The 12,721-nt window shown below is 32.5% G+C and carries 8 protein-coding genes; 6 read left to right on the plus strand and 2 right to left on the minus strand.

Features of this window, described 5'->3' with window-relative positions; all coding sequences use genetic code 11:
• Positions 1–35 precede the first annotated feature (35 nt).
• The 6 genes from ABWP60_RS06900 to ABWP60_RS06925 all read left to right on the plus strand — a co-directional run bounded on the left by ABWP60_RS06900 (position 36) and on the right by ABWP60_RS06925 (position 11,297).
• Entirely contained in the window at positions 36–2,516 is a 2,481-nt protein-coding gene (locus tag ABWP60_RS06900) for a DUF5686 and carboxypeptidase-like regulatory domain-containing protein (RefSeq protein WP_353150422.1), read from the plus strand.
• Positions 2,517–2,903: 387 nt separating this feature from the next.
• Positions 2,904–5,465 (plus strand): sodium-translocating pyrophosphatase, encoded by a 2,562-nt coding sequence (locus tag ABWP60_RS06905; RefSeq protein ID WP_353150425.1) that lies wholly within the window; start codon positions 2,904–2,906, stop codon positions 5,463–5,465.
• A gap of 93 nt (positions 5,466–5,558) precedes the next feature.
• The gene (locus ABWP60_RS06910; RefSeq protein WP_353150427.1) at positions 5,559–7,139 is read left to right on the plus strand and encodes a beta-N-acetylhexosaminidase; all 1,581 of its coding nucleotides are present in this window, start codon (positions 5,559–5,561) and stop codon (positions 7,137–7,139) included.
• Between the two features lie 6 nt (positions 7,140–7,145).
• The gene (locus ABWP60_RS06915; protein ID WP_353150429.1) at positions 7,146–8,144 is read left to right on the plus strand and encodes an isoaspartyl peptidase/L-asparaginase family protein; all 999 of its coding nucleotides are present in this window, start codon (positions 7,146–7,148) and stop codon (positions 8,142–8,144) included.
• Complete coding sequence (locus tag ABWP60_RS06920; protein WP_353150431.1) at positions 8,144–8,815, plus strand: copper homeostasis protein CutC; 672 nt, start codon at positions 8,144–8,146, stop codon at positions 8,813–8,815. The genes ABWP60_RS06915 and ABWP60_RS06920 overlap by 1 nt, the downstream gene beginning before the upstream one ends.
• A 10-nt stretch (positions 8,816–8,825) precedes the next feature.
• Positions 8,826–11,297: a beta-mannosidase gene (locus ABWP60_RS06925; protein WP_353150434.1), complete on the plus strand. Its 2,472-nt coding sequence runs from the start codon at positions 8,826–8,828 to the stop codon at positions 11,295–11,297.
• Between the two features lie 37 nt (positions 11,298–11,334).
• Here ABWP60_RS06925 and ABWP60_RS06930 read toward each other — a convergent pair whose 3' ends face one another.
• Complete coding sequence (locus ABWP60_RS06930) at positions 11,335–11,949, minus strand: deoxynucleoside kinase (protein ID WP_353150436.1); 615 nt, start codon at positions 11,947–11,949, stop codon at positions 11,335–11,337.
• Between the two features lie 3 nt (positions 11,950–11,952).
• Positions 11,953–12,714 (minus strand): hypothetical protein, encoded by a 762-nt coding sequence (locus ABWP60_RS06935; RefSeq protein WP_353150439.1) that lies wholly within the window; start codon positions 12,712–12,714, stop codon positions 11,953–11,955.
• Positions 12,715–12,721 lie beyond the last annotated feature (7 nt).

The raw sequence follows: 12,721 nt of genomic DNA on the forward strand, positions 1-12,721 counted from the left end.
CCGATTTTGTCGGGATTTTTTTATGAAATAACCGAATGAAAAACCTATTAATACTCGTTATACTAATTTCATCGCTTGCTTTTTCCCAAACAAAAGTTAGCGGTATTGTTTTAGACGATGCCAAACAACCCGTTTCTTACGCAACGGTTGCGTTTAAAAATTCTGCAGAAGGCGTAATTGCCGATGAAAACGGTAAATTTTATCTGGAATCAAAAAAAACATATCCTACATTAATAGTTTCATTTGTAGGGTATAAAGACAAAGAAATAGCTCTTTCTGGCACGTTTAATTACGATTTAAAAATTAGTTTAGAAAACGCAAACGAAATTGCCGAAGTGAAAGTGTATGGCGGAAAAACTTCAAAAAAAAACAATCCTGCTATAGATATTCTTAGAAAAATTTGGGAAAGAAAAAAGAAAAATGGATTGCGTCAATTCAATCAGTATGAGTACGATAAGTATGAAAAAATTGAATTTGACATTAATTCTATAGATAGTACCTTTATGAAAAATAAAATCTTCAAAAATGTAGAATTTATTTTTCAACATGTGGACACTTCTGCCATTACAGGTAAAAATTTCTTGCCAATTTTTATAAATGAAACCAAAAGTAAAGTATATGGCGACAATATAAAAAACAAAACAAAAGATGTTTTAGAAGCCAATAAATACTCAGGATTTGGTAACGCAAATAATGATGGTGTAAATGCCTTTTTAAAAGATTTATACGCCGATTATGATATTTATAATAATTACCTGAAATTTTTCGATAAAGATTTTGTAAGCCCGTTATCTCGAACTGGAATTCAAGTATATAATTATGTTTTAGCAGACAGTACATTTATTGATAAAAAATGGTGCTACAATATTGTATACTATCCACGAAGAAAAAACGAGTTGACTTTTAAAGGGGATTTTTGGGTAAACGATTCCACTTTTGCCATAAAAAGCATTAATATGGAAGCTAGCAAAAGTGCTAATATTAATTGGGTTCGGGATATATATATTGAACAAGAATTTGATGTGTTAAATGATTCCGTTTTTTTATTGAAGCGCGATCACATGATGACGGATTTTGCCTTAACCAAAAAAGAAGGTTCAAATGGAATGTACGGAAAACGAACAACCATGTTTAAAAATCATGAATTCAACCGAAAAAAAGACGAAAAATTTTATCGTGAAGAAGTCAACAACTTCAATAAAGAAGCATTTACTAAAACAGAGGAATATTGGGAAGAAAATCGGTTTGAAAGTCTAAATTCTAACGAAAAAGGAATTTATGAAATGCTCGATACCCTAAAAACAGTTCCTAAAATTAAACGATTTTACAATTTAGTTTCTATTCTAGGAAGTGGTTATATACAAGTTGGAAAATTTGATATAGGACCTATTTTCTCTACTTTTGGATACAATGATGTAGAAGGGCAACGTATTAGATTAGGTGGAAGAACGTATTTCGGACCTAACGACCCATGGCGTATTCAAGGATACACTGCTTATGGATTTAAAGACCAAAAAATAAAATACGGGATCAATGCCCGCCTAATGCTGGATAAGAAAAATCGATTTATTGTATCTTTTGGTAACCGCAGAGATGTAGAACAAATTGGGGTAAGTTTAACCACTTCGAATGATGTTTTAGGTAGAAGTTTTGCATCTTCTTCTTTTTTTTCCAGTGGTACAAACAATAAACTAACGAATGTAAATTTAACTAACTTAGGTTTTGAGATAGAACCAGTTAAAAATTTGGTTTTCGAAAGTAGTTTTTCATACAGAACGCTATCTTCTGCCTATCCAGAATTTAAATTGGATTATTTTACTGATGATACTTTTAGTCAAACTTCCAACAAAATAACCCAATCTGAAGTCAATTTCTTAATCAACTATACACCAAATAGAAAAATGATTGGCTATGGGGTGGATCGAATGGAAGTAGATTTAAATTATCCCAGAATTTTTATGAGTTATTCTCAAGGATTAAAAGGCGTTTTAAATAGCGATTTCAATTATTCTAAATTACAGTTTTTTTATCGTCAACCTTTATTAATTGGCGGTTTTGGCCGATTATTTTCGACTTTAGAAGTTGGGAAAACTTTCGGGACAGTTCCACTATCTTTAATGGGAATTATTCCTGGTAATCAGTCGTATTTTATTATTGATAATACCTATAACTTATTAAACTATTACGATTTTGTAGCCGACCAATATACATCCCTTCATTTGGAACATAATTTCAATGGAAAATTATTTTCCAGAGTGCCTTTACTTAGAAAACTAAATTGGCGTGAAATCATAGGTGTAAAAGCCGTTTATGGTTCCGTTTCAAATAAAAACAAAGATATAAATGCTTCTGGGCAAGTCTATCAAGCACCTATAAATGGGTATTACGAATATGCTGCCGGAATAGGTAATATTTTTAAAGTAATGCGAGTAGATGCCTCTTGGCGAGGCAGTTATTTTAATATTCCGGATGCACGTAAATTTACAATCCGAGTGGGTTTTGGGTTTTATTTTTAAATTGATAGGCAAAAGTGAATTTCATTAATTTATTTATGTTAGTTAAAAATCTATAAAAAAAATACAGGCCTCACTAGCTTCTATCTTTATTCTTACTTTTCCGTCGAAAAAAACACATAAACCGGCATGAACGCTTCTTTAAAGTATTTAAAGATTTGGTAAATAAAATAGAGGATGTAAAAGGCTATTGAGATGTAAATGAAGTCCGTACTATCTCAAAAGAATGCACAAAACGTTTTGAAAAAATTGAAAATAAACCAGAAGGATTATTTAATATAAAATAAAAAAAAATCTAATTTTAGTAAAAAAGGCAATTATCGTTAGAATAATTGTCTTTTTTGTTTATTTTTGCTCGATTAAAATAAAATAAACTATTTACAAGAAACTATGAATAATTTTATGATTTACTTGCCAATTGTTATGGCAGTTATTGGTTTGCTTTTTATGGCAATGAAACGTGCATGGGTATTAAAACAAGATGCTGGAGACGGTAAAATGAAGGAAATTTCAGATTACATTTATGAAGGTGCATTGGCTTTCCTAAAAGCCGAATACAGATTATTAACTGTATTTGTAATTCTAGCTAGCATTGTATTAGCGGGAATTACTTTTATTCCAGGAGTAAAAACACATTTATTTATTGTTGTAGCATTTATTTTCGGAGCTTTCTTTTCAGCATTAGCAGGAAATATGGGTATGAAAATTGCTACAAAAACAAACGTAAGAACTACACAAGCCGCTCGTACTAGTTTACCTCAAGCATTAAAAGTATCTTTTAGTGGAGGAACAGTGATGGGCTTAGGAGTAGCAGGTTTAGCTGTATTGGGTTTAACCGGTTTCTTCATATTATTATTTAGATATTTTATGCCAGGTGGTATTTGGACTAACACCGAAGACATGACAATTGTTCTAGAAACCTTAGCTGGTTTCTCTTTAGGTGCTGAATCTATTGCATTATTTGCACGTGTAGGTGGTGGTATTTATACCAAAGCTGCAGACGTAGGTGCTGATTTAGTAGGTAAAGTGGAAGCGGGTATTCCAGAAGACGATCCAAGAAATCCAGCAACTATTGCGGATAATGTGGGTGATAACGTAGGAGATGTGGCTGGTATGGGTGCCGATTTATTTGGTTCTTATGTAGCAACGGTTTTAGCAGCTATGGTTTTAGGAAATTATGTAATTAAAGATATGGGTGGTAAAATCGAAGACGCTTTTGGCGGAATCGGACCTATTTTATTACCAATGGCAATTGCTGGTTTTGGAATTTTATTTTCTATCATCGGAACAATGTTAGTTAAAATTTCAAGCGATGACGCTAAAGAAGCACAAGTACAAAAAGCATTAAATATTGGAAACTGGGTTTCTATTCTTTTAACTTTAGTAGCGTGTTACTTTTTAGTAGAATATATGTTACCAACTACAATGAAAATGGAATTTTACGGAGAAGGATTGAAAGATATTTCTTCTATGCGTGTTTTCTATGCTACAATTGTAGGATTAATTGTTGGTGGAGCCATTTCATCAGTTACTGAATATTATACAGGATTAGGTACAAAACCAGTTTTGGCAATTGTACAAAAATCATCAACTGGGGCAGGAACTAACGTAATCGCTGGTTTAGCTACTGGTATGATTTCAACTTTCCCAACAGTAATTTTATTTGCTGCCGCAATTTGGGCTTCTTATGCTTTTGCAGGATTTTATGGTGTGGCTTTAGCTGCTTCTGCTATGATGGCTACAACAGCTATGCAGTTAGCCATTGATGCTTTCGGACCTATTTCTGATAACGCAGGAGGTATTGCTGAAATGAGTGAATTACCAAAAGAAGTGCGTACACGTACCGATATTTTAGATTCAGTTGGTAACACAACTGCTGCAACTGGAAAAGGATTTGCCATCGCTTCTGCAGCGTTAACTTCATTAGCTTTATTTGCTGCTTATGTAACATTTACAGGAATTGATGGAATTAATATTTTCAAAGCGCCAGTATTAGCGATGTTATTTATTGGAGGAATGATTCCTGTAGTATTCTCTGCATTAGCCATGAATTCTGTAGGAAAAGCAGCCATGGATATGGTATATGAAGTACGTCGTCAGTTCAAAGAAATTCCAGGAATTATGGAAGGAACAGGTAAACCAGAATATGGAAAATGTGTGGAAATTTCAACTAAAGCCGCTTTACGCGAAATGATGTTACCAGGTATTTTAACGATTGGTTTTCCAATTGCAATTGTACTTTTAGGAAAATTAGTTTATGCAGATAACAACCAATTAATCGCTGAAATGTTAGGTGGTTATATGGCAGGAGTTACAGTTTCGGGTGTACTTTGGGCTGTATTCCAAAATAACGCTGGTGGTGCTTGGGATAATGCTAAAAAATCTTTTGAAGCAGGAGTTATGATTAATGGAGAAATGACATACAAAGGTTCTGATGCGCACAAAGCAGCTGTAACTGGAGATACTGTTGGAGATCCATTTAAAGATACCTCTGGTCCTTCAATGAACATCTTAATTAAATTAACGTGTTTAATTGGATTGGTAATAGCACCAATTTTAGGAGGTCATTCAGAAGGGACTAAAAAAGAAATGAAATACACAATTATCAAAATGAATGGTGATAGTATTTCAGAAATGGGTAAATGCGATATGACAAAATGCGCAACTATGACAAAAGATGAATGTGCGAAAATGTGTGATTCTTTAGGTTGTACAGCAGAAGAAAAAGAAATATGTATGTCTCATTATGATGCTAATGGTAAATTCGTTGCAAAAGAAGGAGAAAAATCTTGCTGCGCTAAAGACGCTGATAAAAAGGTTAAAGTAGAAATTAAAAATATAAACGGAAAAGCAAAAGCAACAGTTACAACTTCTATTAACAAAAGTGTAAATGTTCAAACTTTTGAAGGTTCATTAGAAGATGTTAAGGCTAAAGTTGAAGCTTTGAAATAAAAGATTCTTTATTAAATAGAAAACCGCACAGCACTGTGCGGTTTTTTTTATGCATTTATTTTGTATATTTATCCTGTACATAAATATTTACTTATGAAAACTACCCATACATTTCTATTATTTTTATTAATCTCGTTGAGTTTTTCTCAAAACAATAATGCAATTATACCAAAACCACAAAACACTTTAGTAGGAAAAGGTAGTTTTTATATTAACACAAAAACGTATATTCAAGCCAATGAAAATTCATTTGAAGCTAATTATTTAAAAGAAGCTATACAAATTCAAACAGGATTACATCTAAAAATAACTTCAAAAAATAATCCTAAAAACATCCATTTGGTTTTACTAGAACCTAAAATTGCAACTTTCAACAAAGAGCAATATGAAATAGTTGTATCTGATTCGAAAATAATTATTTCAGCCTTCACTAATCAAGGACTTTTTTATGGTATTCATACATTATTACAAATGGTTCCGTTCGAGAATAAAAACGAAATTGCGATCCCTTGTATAAAAATATCAGATGCCCCAAAATACGCTTGGCGTGGAATGCATCTTGATGTTTGCAGACACTACTTCCCTATTAGCTTTATAAAAAAATACATTGATTATTTAGTACATTATAAAATGAATACTTTTCATTGGCACTTAACCGAAGATCAAGGTTGGCGTATTGAAATCAAAAAATATCCAAAATTAACAGAGGTTGGAGCGTGGAGAAATGGTTCAATGGTTGGACGATATGATGACAAAAAATTTGATGACATAAAATATGGTGGCTTTTACACGCAAGAAGAAATTAAAGAAGTAGTTGCTTATGCATTACAACGCCATGTAACTATTATTCCAGAAATCGAAATGCCAGGACATTCACTTGCTGCGTTAGCTGCTTATCCAGAATTATCTTGTACGGGCGGTCCATTTGAAGTAGGCAAAAAATGGGGCGTTTTCGATGATGTATATTGCCCTAAAGAAGAAACTTTTACATTTTTAGAAAATGTGCTTTCTGAAGTACTGGCTTTATTTCCATCCGAATACATTCATATTGGTGGTGATGAATGCCCAAAAACTAGATGGAAATCTTGTTCGCATTGTCAAAAATTGATTAAAGAAAAAGGATTAAAAGACGAACACGAATTACAAAGTTATTTTATCCAACGCATTGAAAAATTTGTAAATAGTAAAGGGCGAAAAATCATTGGCTGGGATGAAATTCTAGAAGGCGGATTAGCACCAAATGCAGCTGTTATGAGTTGGCGCGGAACTGAAGGCGGAATTGCAGCAGCCAAGCAAAAACATTATGTAGTCATGTCACCGGGTTCACATTGTTACTTTGATCATTACCAAGGAAAACCTGAAAACGAACCGTTAGCCATTGGTGGATTTACTTCTTTAGAAAAAGTATATAATTTTAATCCAATGCCAAAAGAACTTGATTTAGAAGAACAAAAATATATTTTAGGTGCGCAAGCTAATGTTTGGACGGAATACATTCTGACTCCAGAACAGGTAGAATATATGATTATGCCAAGAATGTCTGCGCTGGCTGAAGTTTTATGGGGAACCGCAAATCCAGAAAATTATCTTGATTTTAAAACTCGTATACAAGCACAAGAAAATTGGCTGAAAAGCAACAACATCAATTATAGAAAAACTTCTTTCACTGAATAAAATAATATGACGAACAGACGAAATTTTTTAAAAAAAACCGCTTTAGCCACTGCTGGATTGGCGCTTGCAAGTTTCAAAAACGCGACTGAAACGGCTGAAAATAAAATTGAATTAAAACCTTCACAAAAACCAATTGTTCTTTCTACATGGAATTTTGGAATTAAAGCAAATGAAGCCGCATGGGAAGTTTTAAGCAAAAATGGTCGTGCATTAGATGCCGTAGAAGCTGGCGTCAAAATACCTGAAGGCGATCCTACAGAACGCAGCGTAGGTTATGGCGGTCGTCCTGACAGAGACGGAAAAGTAACCCTTGACGCTTGTATTATGGACGAGTTTTCAAATATTGGTTCAGTCGCTTGTTTAGAACACATCAAACATCCTATTTCTGTAGCTCGCGCGGTTATGGAAAAAACACCACACGTAATGTTGGTAGGAAAAGGAGCATTACAATTTGCGCTTTCACAAGGATTTAAAAAAGAAAATTTATTAGTTGAAGAATCTGAAAAAGAATGGAAAGAATGGTTAAAAACAAGTCAATACAAACCCATTGCTAATATCGAAAATCATGACACCATTGGCATGATTGCTTTAGATGCGAATGGAAATTTATCAGGCGCGTGTACAACCAGCGGCATGGCATTTAAAATGCACGGTCGTGTAGGCGATTCCCCAATCATTGGCGCAGGGTTATACGTAGATAACGAAATAGGTGCCGCTACAGCAACAGGCCATGGCGAAGAAGTCATCCGAATCTCTGGATGCCATTTGGTAGTAGAATTGATGCGACAAGGTTTATCTCCTCAAAAAGCTTGTGAAGAAGCCGTAATGCGAATTGTAAAACTAACTCAAAATCGAGGTAAAGAATTAAAAGACATTCAAGTTGGATTTATTGCTTTGAATAAAAAAGGAGAATATGGTTCGTATTGCATTCAAGGTGGTTTCAATTATGCCGTTTATGATGCAACTGGAAACAAATTAATAGATGCCAATTACTTTTTGAAATAATGAAAAAATTCGAAATCGCTTGTTTCAATCTCGAATCAGCAATACTAGCTCAAAAAGCAGGTGCGGATAGAGTCGAATTATGTGCTAATCTTTCGGTTGGTGGCACAACACCTTCTGTTGAAATGATTCAAAAAGCTAGAGAGCATTTGACAATCGATTTATATATTATGATTCGTCCAAGAGGTGGGAATTTTGTTTATTCAGAAGCCGAATTTAATCAAATGAAATCGGAAATCGAGAGCATCAAAGAACTTGGCGTCAACGGATTTGTTTTCGGAATTTTATATGAAGATGACACCATAAATATCGAACAAAACAAAAAGTTAGTAGCTGAAGCTTATCCTTTTCCTTGTACATTTCATCGTGCTTTTGATGCTGTTTCTAATTATGAACAAGCTTTGGAAGCTGTTATTTCTTGCGGTTTTTCTACGATTCTTACATCTGGAGCATTTTCCAATGTTATGGAAGGCAATGAAGTATTAAAAAAATTAGTCTATCAAGCCAAAAATAGAATCGAAATTATGCCAGGTGGCGGTTTGCGATCAACTTTTATTTCTGAATTGAATAAAATCATTGGTGCAAATTGGTATCATTCATCTGCAATTACCGATGGAAGTGAAATCGCGGATCCAAAGGAAATTATCCAACTAAAGGAAAAGTTGCAATCATAAATGAGTTGCTATGTATAAAAAAATAACATTATTTCTAATTTTTATCTGCTATTCCGTTTTGGGACAAACTTCTTATCGGAATTTGTCATCAGAAAATTGGACATTCAATAAACAAAATGAAATTAAAAAACACAAAGCTACCATTCCTGGAACCGTTCATACCGATTTATTTGACAATCAATTAATTCCTGATCCTTTTTTTGGAGACAATGAAAGACAATTGCAATGGATTGAAAATGAAAACTGGGAATATGAAACCACCTTTTTATTATCGGAAAAAGAAATTTCCAATGAAAATATCGAATTAGAATTTGAGGGTTTAGACACTTATGCAACTGTTTACTTGAACGGGAAAATAGTTTTAGAAGCAGATAATATGTTCCGAAAATGGATAATTTCAGCAAAAAATCAGCTAAAAAAAGGAAAAAATCATCTAAAAATTGTATTTCAATCGGCAGTTCAAAAAGGAAAGGAAGAAGTCGAAAAATTATTGTATACGTTACCTGAAAAAGAACGTGTTTTTGTTCGAAAAGCACAATATCAATTTGGTTGGGATTGGGGACCACGATTTGTAACTGCCGGTATTTGGAAAAAAGTGCAATTTAAATTTTGGAATTCGGCTACATTCGAAAATATAAAATACAGTCAAGTTGAATTGAATGACCTTAAAGCAATTTTAGAATTTACAACTGAAATTCGTGTTTCGGAAGTAAAAACAATTCAACTAAAAATTAATGAAAAATCAGAAACATTTAATCTTAAAAAAGGAACGAATAAAGTAAAAATGCATTATGAAATTTCGAACCCAAAACGCTGGTGGTGTAATGGTTTAGGATTTCCTCATCAATATGAATTTCATTTTTCATTGGAACAAAATCGTAAAATCTTAGATAACAAAGAACTAAATATAGGCCTTCGAACCATTGAATTAGTTCAAGATAAAGATACTTTTGGCACAAGCTTTTGTTTCAAATTAAACGGAAAACCTGTTTTTATGAAAGGAGCAAATTATATTCCGCAAGATAGTTTTATTCCAAAACAAACGCCATCAAGCCATTATGAATTAGTTCAAAACGCTAGAAAAGCCAATATGAATATGTTACGAGTTTGGGGTGGTGGCATATATGCCGATGACCAATTTTACAATATTTGTGATGCTAATGGGATTTTAGTTTGGCAAGATTTTATGTTTGCTTGCGCGATGTATCCCGGAGATGAAAAATTTGTAGAAAATATAAAACAAGAAGTAATTGACAACGTAAATCGTTTGCAAAATCATCCAAGTATTGCACTTTGGTGTGGCAATAACGAAAATGATGAAGGTTGGCACAATTGGGGTTGGCAAAAGCAATTTAAGTATTCAAAAGCCGATTCAACAAAAATTTGGAACGACTATAAAAAAGTATTTCATGAAGTCATTCCTCAAACATTAGATAGTCTTTTATCCAAAGAAAAAAATCTGTATTGGCCTTCTTCGCCTTCTATAGGTTGGGGAAGAAAAGAAAGTTTAACCCAAGGCGATTCGCATTATTGGGGCGTTTGGTGGGGCAAAGAACCTTTTGAAATGTATAAGAAAAAAGTAGGCCGATTTATGAGTGAATATGGTTTTCAAGGAATGCCAAATTTGGAAACTCTAGAAAAAGTAATACCTAAAGAAGATTTTAATTTTACTTCCGAAGCATTTAAAAATCATCAAAAACATCCTACTGGGTTTGAAACCATAAATGAATATATGGCACGAGATTTTGCGGTACCTAATTCATTAGAAAAATACAATTATGTTTCGCAATTGTTGCAAGCGTATGGTATGAAAACCGCCATTGAAGCGCACCGATTAGCAAAACCCTATTGTATGGGCTCTTTGTATTGGCAATTAAACGATTGCTGGCCTGTAACTTCTTGGAGCACTTTGGATTACTATGGAAATTGGAAAGCCGCACATTACCAAGTAAAAGAAAGTTTTGCTCAGATACTTTTAGCGGTTACAGAACATGCTAACGGACTTTCCATAATAGGAAGTAACGATAATCTAAAAGCAATCTCTGGAACTTTAGCTATTAAATTGATTGATTTTTCTGGAAATGAACTTTGGTCTACTACAAAAGAATGTACTTTGGACGTAGAAAAAAATACAACTTGTATGCAGATTTCTAATGCCGAATTACCAAAATTTGAAAAAGAAAAAACGGTATTAATTATAGCATTTACTAGCAACCAGAAAAAAGTTGTTACGCATCATTACTTTGTAAAACCAAAAGAGTTGCAACTAAAAAAACCAACTATTGAAATTAAAATTGTAGGTGAAACACTTATCGAACTTAAAACAAATACGCTTGCAAAAAATCTGTATTTACAAGCAAATAATGCTTTTTTTGAAGAAAACTATTTTGATTTAATTCCAGGTTTTCCAAAAATAATTAAAACACAAAAACCTACTCAAGAAACTAAGGTAATGTCTTTATTTGATGCAATGAATAAATAAAGCATAAAAAAACGCCTTGGATGAGGCGTTTAAATTTTTAAAATAATCCGTTTAATTCGGCATCTATTCGGTTAATGATGTTTCCTAAATCTTCAGGGTTGTTTACAAAATCAATATCGTCCACATCAATAATTAATAACTTCCCTTTTGTGTAAGTTGTAACCCAAGCTTCATAACGTTCATTTAATCTACTTAAATAATCAATAGAAATAGAATTTTCATATTCCCTTCCACGCTTATGAATTTGCCCTACTAAATTTGGGATGGAACTTCTTAAATAAATAAGCAAATCCGGCGCACCAACTAAACCTTCCATTAAATCAAATAGTAATTTATAATTGGTATAATCTCTATTTGACATTAAGCCCATGGCATGTAAATTTGGTGCAAAAATAAAAGCATCTTCATAGATGGTTCTATCTTGTATCGTTTTTTTACCTAATTTTCTTATTTCTAAAATTTGTCTAAAACGACTATTTAAAAAATAAATTTGCAGGTTAAAACTCCAACGTTCCATGGAATGATAAAAATCATCCAAATACGGATTATCATCTACATCTTCAAAATGAGCCTCCCATTTAAAATGTTTAGATAATAATCTAGTAAGAGAGGTTTTTCCTGCGCCAATATTTCCAGCAATTGCTATATGCATATATTATTTTTTAATTTGATAGGTGACTAATTGATAGCCCGTAAAAATAGAAAAAAATCCATCGGAATAACAAAAATTTTCTATCAATTTTTCATTAATATTTATTCTAGTCGATAACTCATTTTTAAAGGTATAATAATACATTTTATTTTCAAAAAGATAAAACAATTCGTTTGGACTTAAAAAAAATACTTTTTCATAAGGTGCTATTTTTCCTAAACTTATTATTTTTCCAAATTTAGAAATTGAATAACAATTGTTTTCACTATCTATCCAATATAAATAATTATAATCGGACTGAGAATACTTAATATTTTTGATGGGGTTAGCCAGAAACCTAGATTTTTTCGAATTCAAATTAAACAACCCTATTTGCTGGCTTATACTATCATAAAACCACAATTCATTTTGTGAAGCAGGTTTTAAAAATTCGCAATTAATTTCTGAAAAAATAGTAGTCTTTATTTCGTTAAGCTGAGTATCTAACAAAACAAAAGCGTTATTTTCTTTATAAAAAACAAGCGTTTGTAACATATTAAACGTTTCTACACTTGAAATTTTTCCAAAGTTATTATTTGCGTAGTTTAACGTGTCAATTTTATTAATTTTATACAAGTTATTACTTGTAGAAAAATAGGTGTTCCCAGATAAATCATTTCCCAAAAAAGAATTATATTTACATGGCTTTGCGCCTACTCTTTCCGCATCAATATTTTGAGCAGAAGAACAACAAACCATTAAAAGAAATAAAAGAAAAATTCGCATAAAATGA

Source organism: Flavobacterium sp. (assembly GCF_040402895.1).
In the GTDB taxonomy this organism is placed as follows: domain Bacteria; phylum Bacteroidota; class Bacteroidia; order Flavobacteriales; family Flavobacteriaceae; genus Flavobacterium.

Coding starts and splice junctions, on each gene's coding strand:
- ABWP60_RS06900 (WP_353150422.1), top strand. CDS start 36: ATGAAAAACCTATTAATACTCGTTATACTAATTTCATCGCTTGCTTTT.
- ABWP60_RS06905 (WP_353150425.1), top strand. CDS start 2,904: ATGAATAATTTTATGATTTACTTGCCAATTGTTATGGCAGTTATTGGT.
- ABWP60_RS06910 (WP_353150427.1), top strand. CDS start 5,559: ATGAAAACTACCCATACATTTCTATTATTTTTATTAATCTCGTTGAGT.
- ABWP60_RS06915 (WP_353150429.1), top strand. CDS start 7,146: ATGACGAACAGACGAAATTTTTTAAAAAAAACCGCTTTAGCCACTGCT.
- ABWP60_RS06920 (WP_353150431.1), top strand. CDS start 8,144: ATGAAAAAATTCGAAATCGCTTGTTTCAATCTCGAATCAGCAATACTA.
- ABWP60_RS06925 (WP_353150434.1), top strand. CDS start 8,826: ATGTATAAAAAAATAACATTATTTCTAATTTTTATCTGCTATTCCGTT.
- ABWP60_RS06930 (WP_353150436.1), bottom strand. CDS start 11,949: ATGCATATAGCAATTGCTGGAAATATTGGCGCAGGAAAAACCTCTCTT.
- ABWP60_RS06935 (WP_353150439.1), bottom strand. CDS start 12,714: ATGCGAATTTTTCTTTTATTTCTTTTAATGGTTTGTTGTTCTTCTGCT.